This window comes from Acidovorax sp. 93 (assembly GCF_003633835.1).
Classification (GTDB): domain Bacteria; phylum Pseudomonadota; class Gammaproteobacteria; order Burkholderiales; family Burkholderiaceae_C; genus Acidovorax; species Acidovorax facilis.
Map to the genome: position 1 here is coordinate 2042261 of NZ_RBIT01000001.1, position 22829 is coordinate 2065089.

Below are 22829 nucleotides of genomic sequence, written 5' to 3' on the forward strand. Positions count from 1 at the left end.
GGGGACAAGTCAGCTTTGCGACGCGCGCGGCACAAAGTCATTGGCCACGGTTTCGCCAAACGGGCCCAGCGGGTTGCCAAACAAGGGATTGCCGCTGGCCAGCTGGTTACGCAGCGGCAGGGGCAGCAGCGGGAACACCAGCTCGGCAAAGCGGTAGGCCTCGTCCAGGTGCGGATAGCCCGACAGCACAAAGGTGTCCAGCCCCAGCGCTGCGTATTCCTCAATGCGAGCAGCCACCGTCTGGGGGTCGCCCACCAGGGCCGTTCCTGCACCGCCACGCACCAAGCCCACGCCCGCCCACAGGTTGGGGCTGATTTCCAGGTCCTTGCGGCTGCGCTTGGCACCACCAGCGTGCAAGGCGGCCATGCGGCGCTGGCCTTCGGAGTCCATGCGCGCAAACACGGCCTGGGCGCGCACCACGGTGTCGTCATCCACATGGCTGATGAGTTCCTCGGCTGCGGCCCAGGCCTGCTCATCGGTCTCGCGCACGATGACGTGCAGGCGGATGCCGAAGTTGACGGTGCGGCCATGTTTGGCGGCGCGCGCGCGCACGTCTGCCACTTTTTTGGCGACTTCAGCCGGTGGCTCGCCCCATGTCAGATAGGTTTCCACCTGCTCGGCCGCCAGGTCGTGTGCGGCGGGCGACGAGCCGCCAAAGTACACGGGCGGGTGGGGCTGCTGCAGCGGCGGAAAGAGCAGCTTGGCCCCTTTCACCGAGAGGTGCTGGCCTTCAAAGTCCAGGCTCTCGCCCCGGTGGCTGCGCGCCAGAATCTCGCGCCAGATGCGGATGAACTCGGCCGACTGTTCGTAGCGCGTGGCGTGGTCCAGGAACACGCCGTCGCCCTCCAGCTCGGCCTGGTCGCCGCCTGTGACCAGGTTGATGAGCAGGCGCCCGCCGGACAGGCGATCGAACGTGGCCGCCATGCGCGCAGCCAGCGCGGGCTGGTGCAGGCCAGGGCGCACGGCCACCAGAAACTTGAGGTTGCGCGTGACGGGCAGCAGGCTGGCCGCCACCACCCACGGGTCTTCGCACGAGCGGCCGGTGGGGATGAGCACACCCTCGTAGCCCAGGCTGTCGGCCGCCACCGCGACCTGCTTGAGGTAGTCGTGGTTGAGCTGGCGTGCGCCTTTGGCGGTGCCCAGGTAGCGGCTGTCGCCGTGGGTGGGGATGAACCAGAAAATTTTCATGAATGCCTCGGGGTAGATATGGGTTGGATGCGGTGGATGTGACTCAGGGCTTGGAGGTGGCAGCGGCCAGTTGCGCAACCGCAGGTCGCCACACGATGTCGGCCACGTTCACAGGCTTGGGAATCAGGCCGAGCTTGAAAAACGCATCGGCCACACGCTGCTGGTCAGCCACGGTGGCGGTGCTGAGCAGGCCCACGGGTGACGACGGACGGCGCTGGATGAACAGGCTCACCACGCCAGCGTCCAGGCCGCTGAAGTCGGCAATGAGCTTGATCGCGTCCTTGCGCGCCTCTTGCGCCAAGCGGTCGGCGCGGCTTAGTTCTTCAAACAGCACGCGCAGTACCTGGGGATGGGCCTGCACGAAGGGGCGGGCCGCCAGGTAGAAGGAGTTGTTGCTGCTGGCCAGGTCGCGCCCCGTGGCCAGCACGCGGGGCTGGATGGCCAGCTCGGTGGCAGCGTAGAACGGGTCCCAGATGGCCCAGGCGTCCACGCTTTTGCGCTCGAACGCGGCGCGCGCGTCGGCCGGAGCCAGGTACACGGGCTGGATGTCGGCCCACTGCAGCCCTGCCTTTTCGACTGCGCGCACCAGCAGGTAGTGGGCGCTGCTGCCCTTTTGCACGGCAATGCGGCGGCCCTTGAGGTCGGCCAGGGTGCGCAGGAGCGAATCCCTGAGTACCAGCAGCGCGGAGCTGTCGGGCTTGGGCGGCTCGGCACCCACGTACAGCAAGTCTTTGCCAGCGGCCTGGGCAAACACGGGGGGCGAGTCGCCGGTCAGGCCAAACTCCAGGCTGCCCACCGACAGCGCCTCCAGCAACTGCGGCCCGGCCGGAAACTCCAGCCAGCTGATTCGCGTGCCCGGGAAACGCTTTTCCAGCACGCCCTGCTGCTTGAGGATGACGAGGTTGACGGCAGACTTTTGGTAGCCGATGCGCAGCAGCTCGGGGCCTTGCACGGCGCTGGGTTGTGCCTGGGCGTAGCGGCTGGCCAGCGCCCAGCTGAACGCGGTGACGCCCAGCAGCTGCAGCGCGCGGCGGCGCTCTGCGTTCAGGGCGGGGGTGAGGTGTGTCATGGCGACGTGTCCTTGCAGCGCGGGTTACAGCAGGTCAACCGGCGCAGCGTGCAGAAGGTTGAGCTTTTTGGGGATGAGCTTGAGGTCGAAGAAGGTGTCGGCAATGACCTGCTGCTCGGCCAGGATCTCGCGGGTGACGGGCGCAGTGCCGTAGCGCGCGCGGCTCAGGTACAGGTCGGTTATGGATTTGTCGAGCCCCAGCACAGCCGACAGCTCGGCGGCAGCGGCCTCCTTGTCTTTGGAGGCCCAGGTGTCGATGGCGTTGATCTCTTCGATGGCAACGCGCAGCACATCGGCGTTTTTGGTGGCGAAGTCGCGCGAGGTGAAGTAGTAGCCGCGGTTGTTGACCACGCCGGTGGCGTCGGCCAGCAGGCGCGCGTCCAGCGTCTTTTGCGCGGCAGCCAGGAACGGGTCCCAAATGATCCAGGCGTCGACAGCGCCCTTCTGGAACGCGGCGCGCGCGTCAGCGGGGGCCAAAAAGACAGATTGCACGTCACCGTACTTCAGGCCGTTTTTCTCCAGCAGCTTGACCAGGAAATACTGCACGTTGGAGCCCTTGTTGTAGGCCACGCGCTTGCCTTTGAGGTCGGCCACGCTGCGGATCGGCGAACCGCCGGGAACGATCACGGCCTCCAGCGCAGGGCGCGGCACGGTGGCACCGGCATAGACCAGCGGCGCGCCAGCGGCCTGGGCAAAGATGGGCGGGGCTTCGCCCACGTCGCCGAAGTCGATGGAGCCGACATTGAGGGCTTCAAGCTGCACGGGGCCCGCGTTGAACTCGGTCCAGGTCACCTTCACGCCCAGCGGGGCCAAGCGCTTTTCGAGCGTGCCACGGCCCTTCAGGATGGAGAGCCAGCCCTTTTGGTGGCCCACGCGCAGCACGCGGCCAGCGCTTTGCGACCAGGCCTGGGGCGTTGCGACCGTTGCCGTAGTGGCAGCAACCGCAGCCAGCAGTTGGCGGCGTTGCAGGGAGAAGCGGTTCAGTTCGTTCATGGTGCGGATTCCAGATTCAAAACAGTTGTGGGATGGGCGACCGGACTGGGTTGGCAGCAGGCGGCACACCGCCCTGCCCGCGCACCCGGCGCAGCAACAAAATCAAAAAAGAGGGACGAAGGGGGAGGAAGGCAGGCGCTGGCACCACGGCAGGGCCGCAGCGCCAGGCCGTTGTCAGACGCTACATCGCACCTGCGAGAACGGAACCGGCGCAAACCGCGTGGCCTGGGCGGGCGATGGGCGCAGGGTTTCGGTCACGAGCACATTTACCGCGTCGTCCAGCCGCGTGGCGATGTCGGGCTGCAGGTGGTAGCTGCCCTCGGGCGTCAGCGTGACCTGGGCATCGGTGGCGTAAATGCCCGGGAGGATGCTTTTGGCGCCCAGCGACTGCAGCACGGGCCGCAGCGCGTAGTCGAGCGCCAGCATGTGGTGCGGGCTGCCGCCCGTGGCCAGGGGCAGCACGACCTTGCCCTTGAGGGCCGTTTGCGGCAGCAGGTCCAGAAACACCTTGAGCACGCCGCTGTAGGCCGCCTTGTAGACCGGGGTGGCCACCACCAGCACGCTGGCATCGGCCACCTGGTCGATGGCATGCACCACCGTGGGGTGGCCAAAGTCGGCCAGCAGCAGCGCCTGGGGCGAGAGGTCGCGGATGTGGATGCGGTCCACCAGCGCACCGCGCACCGAAAGGCGCTGGGCCACGGCGTCGAGCAAGGCGGCGGAGCGGGAACGCTCCGAAGGGCTGCCAGCGATGAGCAAGGCGGACATAGTGTGGATTCCTTGATTACTACTGTTTTGATAGCTATCAGCGCTTGATGGACGCGCGCAGAAGGCTGTTTTTTCTTATAAAAGGGACGTGCAGCGCCCTACCCGGCCCGCCCGGGCTGGGTTTCTTGCGTGGAGATCGGGGCACTGCCCACCCGCGCACAGAGGCGGGCGGGCTTGCTGGCTTACTTACTTGCGCGTGTAGATCTGGTCAAAGCTCGCGTTGTCCGCAAAGTGGTCCTTGGCCGCCTTGTCCCAGCCACCGAACGCGTCGTTGATGGTGAACAGGTTCAGCTTGGGGAACTGCTTGGCGTACTTGGCCTTGGCTTTGTCAGACACGGCGGGGCGGTAGAAGTGCTTGCCCGCAATGTCCTGGCCTTCTTCGGTGTAGAGGTACTGCAGATAGGCCTCGGCCACGGCACGGGTGCCCTTCTTGTCCACGTTCTTGTCCACCACCGACACGGCGGGTTCGGCCAGGATGGAGATCGACGGCGCGATCACGTCGAACTTGGTGCCGAACTCCTTTTCGAGCAGGTAGGCCTCGTTCTCCCAGGCAATCAGCACGTCACCCTGATTGCGCTGCGCAAAGGTGATGGTGGAGCCGCGCGCGCCGGTGTCCAGCACAGGCACGTTGCCATACAGCTTGGCCACGAAGTCCTTGGCCTTGGCGTCGCCACCGTACTTGCGCTTGGCAAACTCCCACGCGGCCAGGTAGTTCCAGCGCGCGCCGCCCGAGGTCTTGGGGTTGGGCGTGATCACCTTCACGTCGGCGCGCACAAGGTCGTCCCAGTCCTTGATGCCCTTGGGGTTGCCCTGGCGCACCACCAGCACGATGGTGCTGGTGTAGGGCGAGCTGTTGTGCGGCAGGCGCTTTTGCCAGTCTTTCGGAATCCAGCCGCCATTGGTGTGCAGCGCATCGGTGTCGCCCGCCAGGGCCAGCGTGGCCACGTCGGCGTCCAGCCCGTCGATGATGGAGCGTGCCTGCTTGCCCGAGCCGCCATGGCTTTGCTTGATGGTCACGTCCTGGCCGGTCTTGGCCTTCCAGTGCTTGGCAAACGCCTGGTTGAACTCCACGTACAGCTCGCGCGTCGGGTCGTACGACACATTGAGCAACGTCACAGACTGTGCAAACGACGGCAATGCCGTCAGGGCCAAACTGCCCACCAGGGCGGCGGCGAAGGGAAACTTGATAAAGTCGCGGCGAAAGTTCATGGAAGGGCCTCTTTTGTGAATGTGTTGCGGTGCAAATCACCGATGGAACGCATTCTGGAAGGCCCTCTTCAAAACTGGAACTACTGAGATTTCAGTTCTTAATATCTAAATCATCTGAGCGAAGCCTTTTTCGCTCACCCCCACTGCAAGGAATTCCCATGGCACGCACCGTTCAATGCATCAAGCTCGGCAAGGAAGCCGAAGGCCTCGACTTTCCGCCCTACCCCGGCGAACTGGGCAAGCGCATCTGGGAAAGCGTGAGCAAGGAAGCCTGGGCCGGCTGGCTCAAGCACCAGACCATGCTGGTCAATGAAAACCGCCTGAACCTGGCCGATGCGCGCGCGCGCCAGTACCTGGCCCGCCAGATGGAGAACCATTTCTTCGGCAGCGGTGCAGACGCCGCAGCGGGCTACGTCCCCCCCAGCGCATAAAGCTGCCTGCATACGCACAGTTCAGCCTGTCATGTCCGAGCCCGTTGACTGGCTGCCGGACGGCACCCCCTACAGCCCCCGCTTCGGCGACCGCTACCACAGTGAAAACGGCGGCCTGGATCAGGCCCGCCGCGTGTTTCTGCACGGCTGCGGCCTGCCCGAGGCATGGGCGGGGCAATCGCAGTGGCGCATTCTGGAGACAGGGTTTGGCTTTGGCCTGAATTTCCTGGTGACCTGGGCCGCGTGGCGGGCCGACCTGCAGCGTCCCACGCTGCTGCATTTCGTATCAACCGAAGCCTGGCCCGTGAGTGCAGGCGACCTGCTGCGCGCCACCTCGGTCCACCCCGAACTGGCGCCGCTGGCTGAGGCATTGCACCGCCAGTGGTGGGGCCTGCTGCCGGGCGTGCACCGCCTGCGTTTTGACGAGGGCCGGGTGCTGCTCACCCTGTATGTGGGCGACACCCAGGCCATGCTGCGCCAGCAGAACCTGACGGTGGACTCCATCTACCTCGACGGCTTCAGCCCCCAGCGCAACCCCGAAAGCTGGGACCTGCACACTCTGAAGGCCGTGGCGCGCTGTTGCCGTCGCGGTACACAGCTCGCCACCTGGACCATCGCACGCGCTGTGCGCGATGGCTTGGCGCAATGTGGCTTTGAAGTGAACCGCGTGCCCGGCGTGCCGCCCAAGCGCGACAACCTGCACGCCACCTACAACCCGCGCTGGGAGCCTCGCACCACGCGCCAAGCGGGGGCGACACCCGACCCATCCCCACCCGGCCCCTGCATCGTGATCGGCGGGGGCATTGCAGGCGCCGCCGCCGCCGCCAGCCTGGCCCGGCGCGGCTGGCTGGTCACGGTGCTGGACCAGGCACCCGAGCCCGCCGCAGGCGCATCGGCCCTGCCCGCCGGGGTGTTTGCGCCCCATGTGTCGCCGGATGACAGTGTGCTCTCGCGCCTGTCGCGCAGCGGTATCCGCACCACGCTGGAGCAGGCCCGCTGGCTGCTGAGCGAGGGCATGGGCTGGGCCCATTGCGGGGTGCTGGAGCATCGCACCGACGGCACGCCCGGCCTGTCGCCCGATTGGGACCAAGGGCCAGGCGCCGCCTGGAGCGAGCCTGCGTCCCCCGCCGCCCTGGCTGCCGCTCAGCTACCGCCCGATGCCACGGCCTGCTGGCACCACCAGGCAGGCTGGGTGCGCCCTGCCCGCCTGGCCACGGCCTTGCTGGCGCAGCCCGGCATACGCTGGCAAGGGAGGTGCCAGGTGGCACAGCTACGACGCGCAGAGCCCCGCGCCGCCGATGACCACCCGGCCACCACGGTCTGGCAGGCGCTGGATGCCCAGGGCCAGGTGCTGGCTGAGGCACCCACGGTGGTCATTGCGGCGGGCGCTGGCAGTCTGGAGCTGCTCAACCACCGCTGGCCTTTGCAGCCGGTTCGGGGGCAGGTGTCGTGGGGGGACCATACAGACCCTGCGGCGCTGCTGCTGCCGTTTCCGGCCAACGGCAACGGCAACCTGGTGCCCCGCTTTCCGCTCGGCGGCGATGCGGGTGGCCGCCAGGGCTGGGGTTGGGTAATGGGCTCCACGTTTGAGCGGGATGTGCAGGCCCTGCCGCCCAGCGTCGCCGACGTTCAGGCGGCCCATGCCACCAACTGGGGCAAGTTGCAGGCACTGCTGCCCGCAATTGCACCGCAATTGGCGCCCGCGTTCCACCAAGGGTCGCTCGCTCCCCCCACCGCAGCGTCAGAACCCAAAGGGGGGCCGGCAGCGCCGCCTGCTCTGAAAACCTGGGCCGCCGTGCGCTGCACCGCGCCGGATCGCCTGCCCATCGTCGGCCCTGTGGACGCCACGGACCTTCCGGGCCTGTGGGTCAACACCGCCATGGGCGCGCGGGGGCTGACGCTGGCGCTGCTCTGTGGCGAGCTGCTGGCAGCCCGCCTGCAAGGTGAACCCCTGCCGCTGGACGCCAAGCTGGCCAGGGCGCTGGGAACGGAGCGTCTGTAAATGCTGAAAACGCGTTAAAAAGCCGCGCCCACACTTGCTTATAAGCAAATTGACATATCAGCAGAGCGAAACAATAGTTTGTTTCCATAAGCCTCTCCCCTACATTCGCACCCATGCATGAATTGGCGTTTGTTTTTGCGGGCTTTGCGGTCGGGCTGATTGTGGGCCTGACCGGCGTGGGCGGTGGCTCGCTGATGACGCCGATCCTGATTTTCTTCTTTGGCATCAAGCCCCACATGGCCGTGGGCACCGACCTGCTCTTTGCCGCCTTCACCAAGATGGGCGGCACCGTCAGCCTGGCCCGCCAGCGCCTGGTGCCCTGGAAAGTGGTGGGCCAGCTTTGCGCAGGCAGCATTCCGGCCGCGTTGCTGGCGCTGTGGGCGCTCAAGGTGATGGGCCCGGCCAGCAGCACCGCGCAGCGTGTGATGACCACCACCCTGGGTTTTGCCCTGCTGCTGACGGCAGCGGCCACGCTCTATAAGGTGGTGGCGTTTTCTGCCCAGCGCCAGGCGGCCGAAGCCGCAGCCCGCAAGAGCCACACGGGCGACCCCACACGCCCTCGCCACTGGAGCCTGCCCGTGCTGATGGGTGCCGTCATCGGTACGCTGGTCACCTTTACCTCGGTGGGCGCGGGCGCCATTGGCGTCACGGTGCTGCTGCTGGTCTACCCCATGCTGCCCCTGCCGCGCATCATTGGCGCCGACATTGCGTACGCCGTGCCCCTGACTCTGGTGGCGGGCCTCGGACACGCCTCGCTGGGCTCGGTGGACTGGCCTTTGCTTGCACAATTGCTGGCTGGCTCACTGCCGGGCATCTGGCTGGGTTCGCGCCTGGTGACCCGCACGCCTGAGCGCCTGATTCGCTCCATCCTCTCGCTGTTGCTCGCCTGGGCGGGCTTCAAACTGATCTTGATTTGAGTTGCACGCACTGAACTGCACTGACCACGATGTACCAATACACAGAATTCGACCGACAATTTGTGCAACAGCGGGCACGGCAATTCCGTGACCAGCTCACGCGCTGGCAGACCGGCAAGCTGCCCGAAGACAACTTCCGCCCACTGCGCCTGCAAAACGGCTGGTATGTGCAGCGCTACGCCCCCATGCTGCGCGTGGCTGTGCCTTACGGTGAAATCGCCAGCCGCCAGTTGCGCGTGCTGGCCCAGATCGCCCGCGAATACGACGAACCCGAAGCGGCCGTCTTCAAGGCCGCCATGGAAGGCCAGGGCAAGCTGGGCACCACCTTCCTGCCCAAGAACTGCGCCCACTTCACCACCCGCACCAATGTGCAGTTCAACTGGATTCCGCTGTCCAAAAGTGCGGATGTGATGGACCTGCTGGCCACTGTGGACATGCACGGCATCCAGACCAGCGGCAACTGCATCCGCAACACCACCACCGATGCCTTGGCCGGCATTGCCGTGGACGAGGTCGTGGACCCGCGCCCCTATGCGGAAATCATCCGCCAGTGGACCACGCTGCACCCCGAGTTCGCTTTTTTGCCACGCAAGTTCAAGATCGCCATCAGCGGTGCCAAGGACGACCGCGCCGCCACGGGCTGGCACGACGTGGGCCTGCACCTGCTCAAGAACGACGCTGGCGAGATCGGCTTCAAGGTGTTTGTAGGCGGTGGCATGGGGCGCACGCCGGTGATTGGCACCGTGATCCGCGAGTTCCTGCCCTGGAACCAGATCATGAATTACATCGAGGCCATCGTGCGCGTGTACAACGAGCACGGCCGCCGCGACAACAAGTACAAGGCCCGCATCAAGATTTTGGTCAAGGCCGAAGGCCAGCAGTACATCGACGATGTGGAAGAAGAGTACCGCCAGATCGTCGAGATCGACGGTGGCCCCCACACCATTCCGCAGGCTGAGTTTGACCGCGTGGCCGCCTGCTTTGTGACGCCGAAGCTGGCCAACATTGCCGATGTGCCCCCCGCAGCACTGCAGGCATCGCTGGACGCCCTGGCGGCAGAGCACGTGATGTTCGGCCGCTGGCTGCAGCGCAATGTGCACCCGCACCAAAACCCGCAACTGCGCGCCGTGACACTGTCGTTCAAGCGCCCCGGCCAGTCGCCAGGTGATGCCACCAGCGAACAACTGATCGCCCTGGCTGACCTGGTGGACAAATACTCCGCCGGAGAAGCCCGCGTGACGCACGACCAGAACGTGCTGCTGCCCTGGGTGCACGCCAGCCGCCTGTTTGACCTTTGGCAAGAAGCCAAGGCCCTGGGCCTGGCCAGCGCCAACGTGCAGCTGCTGACCGACATGATCGCCTGCCCCGGCGGCGACTTTTGCGCGCTGGCCAACGCCCGCTCGCTGCCCATTGCCGAGGCCATCACCCAGCGCTACCAGGACCTGGACGAGCTGGACGACATCGGCGAGATCGACCTGCACATCAGCGGCTGCATCAACAGCTGCGGCCACCACCACAGCGGCCATATCGGCATCCTGGGCGTCGATAAAGACGGCAAGGAGTGGTACCAGGTCACGCTGGGCGGCTCCGACGGCTCTGACCTGTCGGGCGCTGCCGTGGCCGGCAAGGTGATCGGCCCATCGTTCTCGGCGGCCGAAGTGCCCGACGTGATCGAGGCCGTGCTCGGCACCTACCGCGACCTGCGCGAAAGCGGCGAGACCTTCCAGAACACCGTGCGCCGCACCGGCCTGGACCCGTTCAAGGAAGCCGCAAAGCTTGCCCGCCACAAAGACGAAACCCTGGCCACAGCCTAAGAGGCTGAGAGTCTTTTTCCTATGCCCGCCTTGCACGCCAAAACACCGCTGCTCGTCGTTGCAAATGCGCGCCATAGCCCGAGCTATGGCTGTGCTTTGCGCCTCGATCAGCGGCGTTTTGACGCACCTTTCGGGCACTGGCAAAAAACTCCCAGCCTCTGAAGCCGCCCTGCCACCGAAATCCGAACGATGATGAACCTGAAACTTCTTGCATCCCACGAACACCAGCCCCCGGCGGAAGGCGACGCCCGCGTGGTGGCGTTGGCCAACGATGCCGACGCCACAGCCCTGCCGCTGGAAGGCGTGGAACGCGTGGACCTGCACTTCCCCAACTTCACCGATGGCCGTGCGTTCAGCCAGGCCTTTTTGCTGCGCCGCCGCCGTGGCTTTGCTGGCGAAATCCGCGCCACGGGTGATGTGCTGATCGACCAACTCGTGCAAATGCAGCGCACGGGCTTTAGCAGCGCGGTGCTGGCCGAGGGGGTGGATGCCGCCGATGCCCAGCGCCAGTTTGAACTGTTCCCAGGCTTCTACCAGGGCGACGCCGTCAATCCCCAGCCGCTGTTTGCCCACCGCGCCGCCGCCTGAGAACCCAACCCACAAGCCCTGCACCATGAGCCAAATCGATCTCGCACGCATCAACGCCGACCTCGGCCGCAACGCACCAGACCTGGTGGCCTGGGCGCTGGGGCTGGGCCAGCCCGCCATCGTCACCACCAACTTCCGCCCCTTTGAGGCAGTGATCCTGCACATGGTCACGCAAGTCAACCCTGACGTGCCCGTGGTGTGGATGGACAACGGTTACAACACCGAAGCCACCTACCGCTTTGCCGACGAGGTGACAAAGCAACTGGGCCTGAAGCTGCAGATCTACCTGCCACGCCGCTCACGCGCGCACCGTGAAGCCGTGGAAGGCGCCACCCCCGCGCTGGACGACCCACGCCACGCAGCCTTTACCGAAGAAGTGAAGCTGGAGCCCTTTGCCCGCGCCCTGCGCGAAACGGCCCCCAAGGTGTGGTTTACCGCACTGCGCGCCACCGACACCGCCGTGCGTGCACAGATGGACCCGGTCAGCATCAACCCCGACGGCCTGATCAAGGTCGCGCCGCTGCTGCACTGGTCGTCCAAGGAGCTGCACGAATACTGCGTGAAGCACGGCCTGCCCAACAACTTCGACTATGTGGACCCCACCAAGGGCGAAGACAACCGCGAGTGTGGCCTGCACCTGGCCCACTGACCCCAGGCCCGACCATGAACGCCCGCACAGACTCAGCGCTGCTTGAGAAAACCAACAACATGAGCTACCACCTCAACAACTCCCACCTGGACGCGCTGGAAGAAGAAACCATCTTCATCTTGCGCGAAGTCGCCGCCGCCTTCGAGCGCCCCACCCTGCTGTTCTCGGGCGGCAAGGATTCGCTGGTCATGCTCAAGTGCGCCGAAAAAGCCTTTGGCGCGGGCCGCATCCCCTACCCGCTGCTGATGATCGACACGGGCCACAACTTCCCTGAAGTGACGGACTTCCGCGACTTCCGCGCCAAGGAGCTGGGCGCCGACCTCATCGTGCGCAGCGTGGAAGACTCGATGGCGCGCGGCACCGTGCGCCTGGCCCACCCGGGCGAGTCGCGCAACGTGCACCAGTCGGTCACGCTGCTCGAAGCGATTGAAGAGTTCCGCTTTGACGCGCTGATCGGCGGCGCCCGCCGCGACGAAGAAAAGGCCCGCGCCAAAGAGCGCATCTTTTCGCACCGCGACAGCTTTGGCCAATGGCAGCCCAAGGCACAGCGCCCCGAGCTGTGGACACTGTTCAACACCCGCCTGCAGCCAAACGAGCACTTCCGCGTGTTCCCCATCAGCAACTGGACCGAGCTGGACGTGTGGCAGTACATCGACCGCGAAAACATCGCTCTGCCCAGCATCTACTACACCCACAAGCGCCAGGTGGTGGACCGTAAGGGTCTGCTGATGCCCGTGACCGAACTGACACCGCCGCGCGACGGCGACGTGGTGGAGACGCGCGACGTGCGCTTTCGCACCGTGGGCGACATCACCTGCACCGCGCCGGTGGAAAGCACCGCCGCCACCGCGGCCGAGATCGTCATTGAGACCCTGGCAGCCGACGTGAGCGAACGCGGTGCCACCCGCATGGACGACAAGACCAGCGATGCTTCGATGGAAAAGCGCAAGAAGGACGGGTATTTCTGATGACAACTATGAATTCGATAGCTTCCAGCGCAATCCCTACAAGCGCTACAGGCAAAAATGACCATATTTCCGCGCTCAAGTTCATCACCTGCGGGTCCGTCGATGACGGCAAGAGCACGCTGATCGGCCGCCTGCTGGTGGACAGCAAAGCCGTGCTGCAGGACCACTTGGCCGGGGTGCAGCGCCAGGGTGAGACCGACCTGGCCCTGCTGACCGACGGCCTGAGCGCCGAGCGCGAACAGGGCATCACCATCGACGTGGCCTACCGCTACTTCGCCACCGAAGAGCGCAAGTTCATCATTGGCGATGCACCCGGCCACGAGCAATACACCCGCAACATGGTCACCGCCGCCAGCAGCGCCGACGCCGCCGTGGTGCTGGTCGATGCCACCAAGCTCGACTGGAAGAACGCGGGCCTGGCCCTGCTGCCGCAAACCCGCCGCCACAGCCTGCTGGCCCACCTGCTGCGCGTGCACTCGCTGGTGTTTGCCGTCAACAAGCTCGACGCGGTGGAAGACCCCGCGCTGGCGTGGCAGCACATCCAGGGCGCGTTGCAATCCTTTGCCCAAGCGGCAGGTATCACCGTGCGCGCCATGGTGCCGGTGTCGGCCCTCAAGGGCTGGAACGTGGTGGACGCCCATGCGGGCTGGTGCGGTTATGACGGCCCCACGCTGCTGCAAGTGCTGGAAGCACTGCCCAACACCCCCGCAGACTCAGCGCTGGCGCCGGCCTTCCCGGTGCAGTGGGTCGAGAAATTCTCGTCGTCCTCCGACACCTCGCAAGGCCGCCGTGTGTTCTGGGGCCGCGTGGCTGCGGGCAGCTTTGCGCCCGGTACCGCTGTACAGATCTTCCCCAGCGGCCAGCTGGCGACCGTGGCGCAAGTGCTGGACCATGCCCGTCGCCCCAAGGACGTGCCCGCAGGTACCAGTGCCGGCATCATCCTGGACCGCGAGGTGGATGTCTCGCGGGGCGACTGGATTCTGGCGGCGCCTGCCGTCGCCACCCCCGCCGAAGACGACTTCGACACGCCCGCCAGCGTGCCTGCATGGCCCGCCAGCCGCGAGCTGCGCACCACGGTGGCCTGGATGGACGACGAGCCCCTGGTCGCAGGCCGCGTGTACTGGGCGCTGCACGGCCACCGCTGGGTCAAGGCCAAGGTCAAGGCCGTGGTGCACAAGCTCAACATCAACACGCTGGCCGAAGAGGCCGCCACCCAGCTCGACCCCAATGCCATCGGCCATGTCGACCTGCTGCTGCAAGAGGCGATTCCGGCCGCCCCCTTTGGCAAAGCCCGGGTGCTCGGATCGCTGATCCTGGTGGACACCGCGAGCCACAAAACGGCCGGTGCCGTGCTGGTGAACTGATCTAGATCAGCGCCCGTAACCCCAGTCACCCCATCGGGGTGAGGGACCCTGTAACCAAAGGTCGGTGAAAGCTTCTAAAATTGAGGGTTTTCACCGACCCACACAACTCCTGTCATGACCCACGTCGTCTCCGAAAACTGCATCAAGTGCAAGTACACCGATTGTGTGGACGTGTGCCCCGTGGACTGCTTCCGCGAAGGCCCGAACATGCTTGTCATCGACCCCGATGAATGCATCGACTGCGCCGTCTGCATCCCCGAATGCCCGGCCAACGCCATCTTTGCCGAAGAAGATCTGCCGGCCGACCAGATTGCTTTCATCAAGCTCAACGCCGACCTGGCCTTTGCCGACGGCTGGAAGAGCATCACCAAGCGCAAGCCGGCGCTGCCCGACGCCGACGAATGGAACGGCAAGCCGGGCAAGGTCAACGAACTGGTCAAGTGACCCCCCTGAGTCGCTTCGCGCCATCCCCCAAGGGGGACGCCACCAGTGGCCTGGCAAAGCCAGTTCCACGGTGGAACAGGTCTTTGGCAGCGCCAGTTTCGGGCGCTGTGCGCGTGGCTTGAGCATGATTCAAGAAACCGACGCTGTCGTCATCGGCGCGGGGCCCGTGGGCCTGTTCCAGGTCTTCCAGCTGGGCCTGCAAGGCATCACAGCCCACCTGATCGACGCCCTGCCCCATGCGGGCGGCCAGTGCGTCGAGCTGTACGGCGACAAACCCATCTACGACATCCCGGGCATCCCGGTCTGCACCGGGCGTGAGCTGGCCGCTTTGCTGCTTCAGCAGATTGCGCCGTTTAAGACCCAGTGGCACCTGAACACGCTAGTGTCCGCACTCACCGTGCAGGCCGATGGGCGTCTGCTGGTCGAAACCTCGCAAGGAACGCAACTGCTGGCCCGCAGCGTGTTCATTGCCGCAGGCGTGGGCGCCTTTGTGCCGCGCACGCTCAAGGTGGAAGGCATCGAGCGCTTTGTGGGCACCCAGGTCCACTACCAGAACCTGCCCGCCAGCGTGGGTGTGGCTGGGCGCCATGTGGTCGTGCACGGCGGCGACGAGCCCGCTGTGGCCCGCGCCGTGGAACTGGCCGAACAAGGCCAGGCCGCCCGCGTCAGCCTGCTGCACCGCCGCGACGTGTTCCAGGCGCCCGACGCCCTGCTGCAGCGTCTGCAGCAACTGCGCGACACAGGCCGCATCCATGTCGAGGCCGCGCAGATCACCGGCATCGACACCACAGGTGATCGGCTGACGGCCTTGCAGGTCGTGGACGCCGATGGCAGCACCCGCTCCCTGGCAATCGACCTGCTGGTGGCCGTGCTCGGCATCTCGCCCCGCCTCGGCCCCATCGCCGACTGGGGCCTGGCCATAGACCGCAAACAGCTGGTGGTGGACACCGAGGCCTTCCGCACCAGCGTGCCCGGAATCTACGCCGTGGGCGACATCAACACCTACCCCGGCAAACGCAAGCTCATCCTGTGCGGTTTCCACGAGGCCACGCTGGCGGCTTTTGGCGCCGCCGAGGCGCTCAAGGGCGACAAGGTGGCGCTGCAGTACACCACCACGAGCCCAAGGCTGCACCAGCTGCTCGGTGTGGCTCCGGCGTCTGTGCCTTCCGCCAGCACGTAGTCCAGGCGAGTCGGGGCACCGTCGTTTCGTGCCCAAACGACGCGCCCACAAATAAGCACAAAATGTCAAAAAGGCGCTCAAGCGCCCGGCACGATGGCGTCTCCATTCACCGCCCATCAGGAGCACACCATGAGCCAACAACCCCTTCAATCCATCTGGGACACCTACACCGCGTCGTGGAAGACCGACTCGGCCGCAGACAGGGAGGCCCTGTTTTCTCAGTCCCTCGACCCGACCTGCACCTACAACGACCCGCTGGCCACCGCCCATGGCTGGGACCAATTGACGGCCTACATGGACAACTTTCACAGCCAGGTGCCCGGCGGCCATTTTGTGACCCACTACTTCGCCAGCCACAACCAGCAAAGCATCGCCAAGTGGAACATGGTGGATGGCAGCGGCCAGGTGATCGGTGAAGGCGTGAGCTACGGCCGGTACAACGACCAGAACCGGCTGGTTGCCATGACCGGTTTCTTTGAAACCCCTTGAACGGACGCCACCGTGCTTTATCTCCGGCAAATCCAGGAGGGCATCGATTTCATCGAAGCCCATCTCGAATCCGATATCCAGCTTTCCGAGGTGGCGCGGGCTGCCGGGATGAGCCAGTGGCACTTCCAGCGGATCTTCAAGGCGCTGACCAACGAAACCCTCAAGACCTACATCCGCTCGCGCCGGTTCTCGCGGGCGCTGGAGCAGTTGACCAACACGCGGCTGAGCGTGCTCGACATTGCGCTGGCATCGGGGTACGTGACGCAGGAGAGTTTCACGCGAGCGTTCCGTGATTGCTTTCGGCTCACACCGTCGCAGTACCGCAAGATGGGCAACCGCTCGCTGTTCGTGCGCAAGATCCGGTTTGACCAAAGCTACCTCGCGCACATTCACCAGAACATCTCGCTGGAACCCGAAATCCAGCAGCAGCCCGCCATGCAGTTGGTCGGGCTGCCCACCGACTACTACGGCATCGATTCCGAAAAGAACAACCTGGGCCAGAAACTGCCGCCTCTGTGGGCGAAGTTTCTGCCCCGGTTGGACGAGATTGCGAACACCGTGCCCGGGGTCTGCTATGGCGTCGTGGCCCCGGCGGGGCCGCACACGGAAGAGCTGCGCTACCTGGCCTGCATCGAAGTGAGTGGCCCCGGTGCACTGCCACCGGGCATGGTGGCCATGGAAATCCCCGCGTCCACCTATGCACGCTTCACCCACAGAGGTCCTGCCCAGAACGTCGATGCGACGGTGAACTACATCTACTCCAGCTGGCTGCTGTCGGCCAGCCAGTCGCACAGCCTGGGACCGGATCTGGAAATCTACGGCACGCAATACCACCCGACGTCCGGCGACTCGGTGATGTACTACGCCATCCCCCTCACCCAGGCCGGGCGCTGACCCACCCTCTACAATGGCAACCGCGCTCCTTCGGGGGCGCCAACGCTAGGGGTGTCGAGACCGGCCTGCCGGAACCGACTGAGAGAGTCCCTTTGAACCTGATTGAGATCATCCTCGCGCAGGGAAGCACGTCCGCTTTGGCCCAGCCCTGAATGAAATGACTTTGGGGCGCGCTGGCGGGCCGCCCCTGCTCTGTACTGCCACGGAGCCATCCATGTCCTCATCGCCCGCCGCGCCCTCCCACAACGAAGCGCTGGCCCCCGTCTCCCCCGACCGCCGCGTCTTCCAATGGCATGACCACGCCTCGCTCTGGTTCAGCCTGGGCGTGGGCCTGCTGGTCATGCAGGTGGGGGCGTACCTGATGCCCGCGCTGGGCACCAAGGAGGCACTGATTGCCATCGTCGCCGGTTCCATCGTGGGCGCGGGCCTGCTGGGCTGGGTGGCCAAGCTGGGCTGCGACAGCGGCCTGGCCAGCGCCGGGCTGATGCACGCCGTGTATGGTCGCACCTTTGCCAGCCTGCCCATCATCCTGAACATCGTGCAGCTGGTGGGCTGGGGCACGTTCGAGCTGGTGGTGATGCGCGATGCCACCGTGGCCATCGGTCAGCAGTCGGGCAGCATGGCCGGTGCGCACTGGCCGGTGCTGGCCACGCTGCTGTGGGGCGGCGTGGTGATGCTGCTGATCAGCGGATCGATGGTGCAGCTGGTGCGCAAGGTGATTGCGCGCGTGGCGCTGCCGCTCGTGGTGTTGTCGCTGCTATGGCTGTCGTGGCAGTTTTTGTCGCTGGCGCAGGCCCAGGGGTTTGATGCGCTGTGGAACCGCCAGGGCGCGGGCGGCATGGGCGTGTTCCCTGCGCTGGATCTGGTGATCGCCATGCCCATTTCGTGGCTGCCACTGGTGGCCGACTATGCGCGCCACGGCAAGAACGGCGGCTCCGCGTTGCGTGGCACCTGGCTGGGTTACGCGCTGGCCAACATCTGGTGCTACTCGCTGGGTGTGCTGGTGGCGCTGACCTTGCCCAGCAAGGATCTGGTGCAGGCGCTGCTGCTGGCCCAGGGCGGGCTGATTGCGCTGTCACTGATCCTGATTGACGAGGTGGACAACGCCTATGGCGACACCTATTCGGGTGCGGTGTCGGCCCACAGCCTGCTGCCGCGCTGGGGCGTGCGCAAGTGGGGCCTCGCCATGGCTGCGGTATGCACTGGCCTTGCGCTGGTCTTGCCCATGCACAGCCTGGAGCCCTTCCTGCTGCTGCTCAGCTCGGTGTTTGTGCCGCTGTTTGGCGTGATCCTGGGGCGGCTGGCGTTTGGCACCGATGCACCTGCATTGCTGGCAGCGGCGCGCAAGGTGAATGCGGCGCCCGTGGCGATCTGGCTGGTGGGGATTGCCGTCTACCACCTGGCTCCCAAGGTGCTGCCGGGTGCGGGCTCGGCGCTGCCGGCATTGGTGTTCAGCTTTTTGCTGGCCTGGGCCACACGGCCACGGGGCCGTTGAATAGCTATCGAATTGTGAGCTGCTAGCGCTTACCAGATAAGCGCTAGCGGCCAAAAACTCTTAAATTTCTACAGCACCAACTGCGCCACAGGCGCATAGCCGTGGTTGAGCGGGCCGTGGCCGCGGCCAGTGGTCACATCAGCCCCTGCGGCGATGGCGCCCAGAATGTAGGCACGCGCGCGCTCCACCGCCTGCTGCAAGGGCAGGCCCTGCGCCAGGTGTGCCGCAATGGCCGACGACAGGGTGCAGCCGGTGCCGTGCCCGTTGGGCGTGGCAATGCGTGCAGACTCCAGCCGCTGCCGCACACCGCTGCGGGTGGCCAGAACGTCCACCACCCAGTCTCCAGGCAGGTGGCCGCCCTTGAGCAGCGCCGCACGTGCACCCAGAGCGCACAGTGCCTGCGCGGCTTCGTCCAGCGTTTCCACGCCCTTGATACTGCGCCCCAGCAGCCAGCCGGCCTCGTCCAGGTTGGGGGTGATCACCTCGGCCAGCGGAAACAGCTCCTGCACCAGCACGCTCACGGTTTCTGAAGCGATGAGCCGGTCGCCACTGGTGGCCACCATCACGGGGTCGAGCACCACGTGCGGTAGCTGGTAGGTGCGGATGGCATCGGCCACCACACGCACCACCTCGGGCGAATGCAGCATGCCGATCTTGACCGCATCCACGCCAATGTCCTGCACCACGGCGTCGATCTGGGCCTTGAGCATCTCGGGCGGAATGCCGTGGATGCCCGTCACGCCGCAGGTGTTCTGCGCCGTGATGGCCGTGATCGCTGTCATGCCGTAGCAGCCCATGGCGCTGAAGGTCTTGAGGTCGGCCTGGATGCCCGCCCCGCCGCCGCTGTCAGAACCGGCAATGGAAAGCACGCGCACATAGCGGCGCGCTGCGGAGGTCGGTGGGGTCAATGAAGTCATGGCAAAAATTATGGCCTATGCGTTAGCGCAAAAAGAGCGGCCAAGGGTTGTGCTGTAATTGATTTTTTCCGGACGAAACAGGGGTGTCCCTCCATTCAGAACCTGAACAGGTTCTTCGGTGTGCGACTGAGAAATACCCTGGGGCTCGCACGCAGCGCTGCATGGCACTGCCTGCAACGTGGCCCCGCTACCCGATCCAGGTCATGCTGGCGTGGGGAGTTTCCAAGAGCGGCGCTGCCCCCGTTTTGTCCATGGTTGCCAGCCAACACGGACACACCGACGGACCTATGCCACTTCAACCCTCTTCTTTTGCGATTCTGGGCGCGGGCCTCATGGGCCGCCTGCTTGCGGTGGAGCTGGCCCGCCAGGGTCACCGTGTGGACATCTACGACGCGGGCAGCCCGGCCGCCGAACATTCGGCCGCGACCGTGGCCGCGGCCATGCTGGCGCCGCTGGCCGAATCGGCCATCACCGAGCCCGGCGTGGTGCGTATGGGCCACCACGCCCTCACCCGCTGGCCGCAGCTGCTGGCGGCGCTGGCCGAGCCCGTGTTCTTCCAGCAGGCCGGCACGCTCATCGTGTGGCACCGGCAGGACGCGGCCGAAGCCCAGCGGCTCACGCGCCAGCTGGAGGCCAACCAGCACCAGGTGCCAGAGCTGCCCGCCCTGCAAAAGCTGGACGGCGCCGCGCTGGCCCAGGCGGAACCCACCCTCGCGCAGCGTTTTGCGCAGGGCCTGTACCTGCCCGGCGAAGGCCAGCTCGACAACCGGCAGCTGCTGGCCGCCCTGGTGGTGGAAATGCAGCGGCTGTCGGTGCGCACGCACTGGCACAGCCCCCAGTCGCCCGAGGCCTTTGCACCCCGCGCCCCTGGCCAACCCGACTGGGTGCTGGACTGCCGTGGCTTGGGCGCCAAGGGCCAGTGGAGTGCACTGCGCGGCGTGCGCGGCGAGGTGGTTCGCATCCACGCGCCGGATGTCAGGCTGCAGCGCCCAACGCGGCTGGTGCACCCGCGCTACCCCATCTACATTGCGCCCAAAGAAGACAATCTGTTCGTCATCGGCGCCACCGAAATCGAATCGGACGACCTCTCGCCCGCCAGTGTGCGCTCCACACTGGAGCTGCTCTCCGCCGCCTACGCCGTGCACCCCGGCTTTGCAGAGGGCCGCATCCTGGAATTGGCCACGCAGTGCCGCCCCACGCTGCCCGACAACCTGCCCGCCATCCGCCAGCCGCGCAAGGGCGTGCTGGAAATCAACGGCCTGTACCGCCACGGCTTCATGATCGCGCCCGCGATGCTGGATGTGACGCTGGAAGTGCTGAACGCAGGAAAATCGCAGCTTTCGCAACGATTTGACCTCGCGCTGGACCTGGAGCCCGCCCCCCTGCCCCCACCCAGCGCGGCCGCCGCTTTCGCATGAACATTTCCATCAACCAGATCCCGCACGAACTGCCCGAGGGCGCCACCGTGGCCGACGCCGTGGCCGCCATCGCGGCCCGCCCGCCTTTTGCCGTGGCCGTGAACACGACCTTTGTGCCCAACACCCGCTACACCGCTCAGGCCCTGCAGCCCGGCGACCGTGTGGAAATCATCTCGCCCGTGACGGGGGGCTGATCCGCCGCCTGAAACTTGAAGCCAAATTGGCACCTAGCGCCTGATGGACAAGCGCTAGCAGCTATCAAAAGCATAGTAAACACCATGACCACTTCAACGCCCCAAGACCCCCTGGTGCTCTACGGCCAGCAGTTCGCCAGCCGCCTGCTGCTGGGCACCTCGCGCTACCCATCCCCCGCAGTGCTCGAAGCCGCCGTGCTGCGCGCCAAGCCTGCCATGGTCACCGCATCGCTGCGCCGCCAGGGCAGCAACCCGGCCGAAAGCGGCAGCAGCTTCTGGGAGCTGCTGCGCAAGCTCAAAGTGCCTGTGCTGCCCAACACGGCAGGCTGCCACAGCGCGCAAGAGGCCATCACCACGGCACAGATGGCGCGCGAGGTGTTCAGCACCCCCTGGATCAAACTGGAGCTGATTGGCGACGACTACACGCTGCAGCCCGACACCCTGAACCTGGTGGGCGTGGCCGAACATCTCATCAAGGAAGGCTTTCAGGTGCTGCCCTACTGCACGGAAGACCTGGTGCTGTGTCAGCGCCTCGTGGATGTAGGCTGTCAGGCTGTGATGCCCTGGGCGGCACCCATCGGCACCGGGCGCGGCCCCGTCAACCCCTATGCCTTGCAAACGCTGCGTGAACGGCTGAACGTGCCGATGCTGGTGGATGCCGGGCTGGGCCTGCCATCCCACGCCTGCCAGGTAATGGAATGGGGCTATGACGGCGTGCTGCTCAATACTGCGGTCGCACTGGCGCAAGACCCTGTGGCCATGGCCGGTGCCTTCGCCGACGCAGTGAATGCCGGGCGCGCCGCGCGCCAGGCAGGTGCCATGGCAGCGCAGGATGCGGCCCAGCCCAGTACGCCCGTGCTCGGCACCCCCTTCTGGCACCATGAACAACATGCGTGACGACACCAGCGCCATGGTGCAGGCCATTCTTGCGCACCACGCCGCCACCTTCGCGGGCTTTGGCGCCGAGCCCGCCCCGAAACCCACGCGGCAGGAAGCCGCCTACCTGGCAGCCCTGCAGGCCTGCAGCACGCTGGGCTTTATTGCCCACGACGCGGAGTGCCTGGCCCAGGCCTGGCTGGCACAGAGTCTGCGCACCGGCACCTTCCAGCCTGAGCAATGGCCCGACGCGCCAGAGGATTTTGGCCTGCAACCCGTGCCACGTGCCCAGGCGTTCACCCCATGCCCTGAGCACCTGGGCCTGTACGCCGTGTTGCCCGACGCCGACTGGGTAGGCCGCATGGCGCGTGCGGGCGTGCCCACCGTGCAGCTTCGCTTCAAGTCGGACAACGCTGCCGCCATTGACCGGGAAGTGCACGCCGCCGTACAGGCCGTGCAGGGCACGGGTGCGCTGCTGTTTATCAACGACCATTGGCGCACGGCCATCCAGGCGGGTGCCTATGGCATTCACCTGGGCCAGGAAGATCTGGATGCCTTGGCCTCCGACGAACTCCAAGCACTGCGCGCTTCGGGCCTGCGCCTGGGTGTCAGCACCCATGGCTACGCAGAAATGGTGCGTGCCGATGCAGTAGGCCCCAGCTACATCGCCATGGGCGCCGTATTTCCGACCACCCTCAAGAAGATGGCCACGGCCCCGCAGGGTGTGGGCCGGTTGGGTGTGTATGCGCGCCTGCTGCGCCACTACCCCCAGGTGGCCATTGGCGGCATCGGCGCCGAGCAGTTTGCGCCGGTGCAGGCCACGGGCGTGGGGTCGATTGCGGTGGTGCGGGCCCTTGTCAATGCCCCAGACCCTGAAGCCACCGCCACGCACTTGATGCGCCTTATGGAACAAAACAGCCAGCGCGCGAGCCGCTGAAGGGACGATCCATTGGCCTATCGGCCTG

Annotated in this window: 23 protein-coding genes and 1 riboswitch; of the genes, 17 read left to right on the forward strand and 6 right to left on the reverse strand. The window is 65.8% G+C overall.

Translation table 11 applies throughout. The features are described from left to right. Window positions 1–9 precede the first annotated feature (9 nt). From ssuD to C8C93_RS09270, 5 genes are all read right to left on the reverse strand, one after another. Window positions 10–1188 carry an FMNH2-dependent alkanesulfonate monooxygenase gene (ssuD, locus tag C8C93_RS09250; RefSeq protein WP_121506674.1) on the reverse strand — a complete coding sequence of 393 codons (1179 nt, stop codon included), beginning with the start codon at window positions 1186–1188 and terminating at the stop codon, window positions 10–12. A 43-nt stretch (window positions 1189–1231) separates the two neighbouring features. Continuing rightward, entirely contained in the window at window positions 1232–2257 is a 1026-nt protein-coding gene (locus tag C8C93_RS09255) for an aliphatic sulfonate ABC transporter substrate-binding protein (protein ID WP_121506675.1), read from the reverse strand. Window positions 2258–2281: 24 nt separating this feature from the next. Next, window positions 2282–3250: a sulfonate ABC transporter substrate-binding protein gene (locus C8C93_RS09260; protein ID WP_121506676.1), complete on the reverse strand. Its 969-nt coding sequence runs from the start codon at window positions 3248–3250 to the stop codon at window positions 2282–2284. Between the two features lie 174 nt (window positions 3251–3424). Further along, window positions 3425–4015, reverse strand: a complete 591-nt coding sequence (gene ssuE, locus C8C93_RS09265; protein WP_121506677.1) for an NADPH-dependent FMN reductase — start codon at window positions 4013–4015, stop codon at window positions 3425–3427. 186 nt (window positions 4016–4201) lie between these two features. Next, entirely contained in the window at window positions 4202–5224 is a 1023-nt protein-coding gene (locus C8C93_RS09270; protein WP_121506678.1) for a sulfate ABC transporter substrate-binding protein, read from the reverse strand. Window positions 5225–5382: 158 nt separating this feature from the next. Here C8C93_RS09270 and C8C93_RS09275 point away from each other — a divergent pair, with 158 nt between their 5' ends. The 13 genes from C8C93_RS09275 (at window position 5383) to C8C93_RS09335 (ending at window position 18459) form a co-directional block, all read left to right on the forward strand. Continuing rightward, a complete protein-coding gene (locus C8C93_RS09275) occupies window positions 5383–5655 on the forward strand; it encodes an oxidative damage protection protein (RefSeq protein WP_015013765.1) in 273 nt (90 codons plus the stop codon). Between the two features lie 31 nt (window positions 5656–5686). Further along, window positions 5687–7657 (forward strand): FAD-dependent 5-carboxymethylaminomethyl-2-thiouridine(34) oxidoreductase MnmC, encoded by a 1971-nt coding sequence (gene mnmC, locus C8C93_RS09280; protein ID WP_121506679.1) that lies wholly within the window; start codon window positions 5687–5689, stop codon window positions 7655–7657. 113 nt (window positions 7658–7770) lie between these two features. Continuing rightward, the gene (locus C8C93_RS09285) at window positions 7771–8574 is read left to right on the forward strand and encodes a sulfite exporter TauE/SafE family protein (RefSeq protein WP_055393880.1); all 804 of its coding nucleotides are present in this window, start codon (window positions 7771–7773) and stop codon (window positions 8572–8574) included. A 29-nt stretch (window positions 8575–8603) separates the two neighbouring features. Continuing rightward, window positions 8604–10388 (forward strand): nitrite/sulfite reductase, encoded by a 1785-nt coding sequence (locus C8C93_RS09290; protein WP_121506680.1) that lies wholly within the window; start codon window positions 8604–8606, stop codon window positions 10386–10388. Window positions 10389–10586: 198 nt separating this feature from the next. Further along, the gene (locus C8C93_RS09295; protein ID WP_121508718.1) at window positions 10587–10976 is read left to right on the forward strand and encodes a DUF934 domain-containing protein; all 390 of its coding nucleotides are present in this window, start codon (window positions 10587–10589) and stop codon (window positions 10974–10976) included. Window positions 10977–11001: 25 nt separating this feature from the next. Next, window positions 11002–11625, forward strand: a complete 624-nt coding sequence (locus C8C93_RS09300; RefSeq protein ID WP_121506681.1) for a phosphoadenosine phosphosulfate reductase family protein — start codon at window positions 11002–11004, stop codon at window positions 11623–11625. Between the two features lie 14 nt (window positions 11626–11639). After that, on the forward strand, window positions 11640–12593 hold the full coding sequence (gene cysD, locus C8C93_RS09305; protein ID WP_121506682.1) for a sulfate adenylyltransferase subunit CysD: 954 nt from the start codon (window positions 11640–11642) through the stop codon (window positions 12591–12593). Continuing rightward, window positions 12593–13957 (forward strand): sulfate adenylyltransferase subunit 1, encoded by a 1365-nt coding sequence (locus C8C93_RS09310; RefSeq protein ID WP_121506683.1) that lies wholly within the window; start codon window positions 12593–12595, stop codon window positions 13955–13957. Before cysD ends, C8C93_RS09310 begins: the two co-directional genes overlap by 1 nt. Before the next feature lie 114 nt (window positions 13958–14071). Then, on the forward strand, window positions 14072–14401 hold the full coding sequence (fdxA, locus tag C8C93_RS09315; protein ID WP_055393870.1) for a ferredoxin FdxA: 330 nt from the start codon (window positions 14072–14074) through the stop codon (window positions 14399–14401). A 124-nt stretch (window positions 14402–14525) separates the two neighbouring features. Continuing rightward, on the forward strand, window positions 14526–15581 hold the full coding sequence (locus C8C93_RS09320; protein WP_121508719.1) for an NAD(P)/FAD-dependent oxidoreductase: 1056 nt from the start codon (window positions 14526–14528) through the stop codon (window positions 15579–15581). Between the two features lie 129 nt (window positions 15582–15710). Continuing rightward, window positions 15711–16070, forward strand: coding sequence for a nuclear transport factor 2 family protein (locus C8C93_RS09325; protein ID WP_121506684.1), 360 nt, complete (start codon window positions 15711–15713; stop codon window positions 16068–16070). 12 nt (window positions 16071–16082) lie between these two features. Beyond that, window positions 16083–16964 (forward strand): helix-turn-helix domain-containing protein, encoded by an 882-nt coding sequence (locus tag C8C93_RS09330; protein ID WP_121506685.1) that lies wholly within the window; start codon window positions 16083–16085, stop codon window positions 16962–16964. Window positions 16965–17001: 37 nt separating this feature from the next. Then, a riboswitch (TPP riboswitch) is annotated at window positions 17002–17106 on the forward strand. Between the two features lie 72 nt (window positions 17107–17178). Continuing rightward, the gene (locus tag C8C93_RS09335; protein ID WP_121506686.1) at window positions 17179–18459 is read left to right on the forward strand and encodes a cytosine permease; all 1281 of its coding nucleotides are present in this window, start codon (window positions 17179–17181) and stop codon (window positions 18457–18459) included. A gap of 68 nt (window positions 18460–18527) precedes the next feature. Here C8C93_RS09335 and thiD read toward each other — a convergent pair whose 3' ends face one another. After that, window positions 18528–19376: a bifunctional hydroxymethylpyrimidine kinase/phosphomethylpyrimidine kinase gene (gene thiD, locus C8C93_RS09340; RefSeq protein WP_121506687.1), complete on the reverse strand. Its 849-nt coding sequence runs from the start codon at window positions 19374–19376 to the stop codon at window positions 18528–18530. Between the two features lie 287 nt (window positions 19377–19663). Between thiD and thiO the strand changes: the two genes are divergently transcribed. The 4 genes from thiO to C8C93_RS09360 all read left to right on the forward strand — a co-directional run bounded on the left by thiO (window position 19664) and on the right by C8C93_RS09360 (window position 22801). Further along, window positions 19664–20794, forward strand: coding sequence for a glycine oxidase ThiO (gene thiO / locus C8C93_RS09345; protein ID WP_121506688.1), 1131 nt, complete (start codon window positions 19664–19666; stop codon window positions 20792–20794). After that, window positions 20791–20988, forward strand: a complete 198-nt coding sequence (thiS, locus tag C8C93_RS09350; RefSeq protein ID WP_121506689.1) for a sulfur carrier protein ThiS — start codon at window positions 20791–20793, stop codon at window positions 20986–20988. The genes thiO and thiS overlap by 4 nt, the downstream gene beginning before the upstream one ends. Before the next feature lie 84 nt (window positions 20989–21072). Then, window positions 21073–21885 (forward strand): thiazole synthase, encoded by an 813-nt coding sequence (locus C8C93_RS09355; protein ID WP_121506690.1) that lies wholly within the window; start codon window positions 21073–21075, stop codon window positions 21883–21885. Next, window positions 21878–22801, forward strand: coding sequence for a thiamine phosphate synthase (locus C8C93_RS09360; protein WP_121506691.1), 924 nt, complete (start codon window positions 21878–21880; stop codon window positions 22799–22801). The genes C8C93_RS09355 and C8C93_RS09360 overlap by 8 nt, the downstream gene beginning before the upstream one ends. Window positions 22802–22829 lie beyond the last annotated feature (28 nt).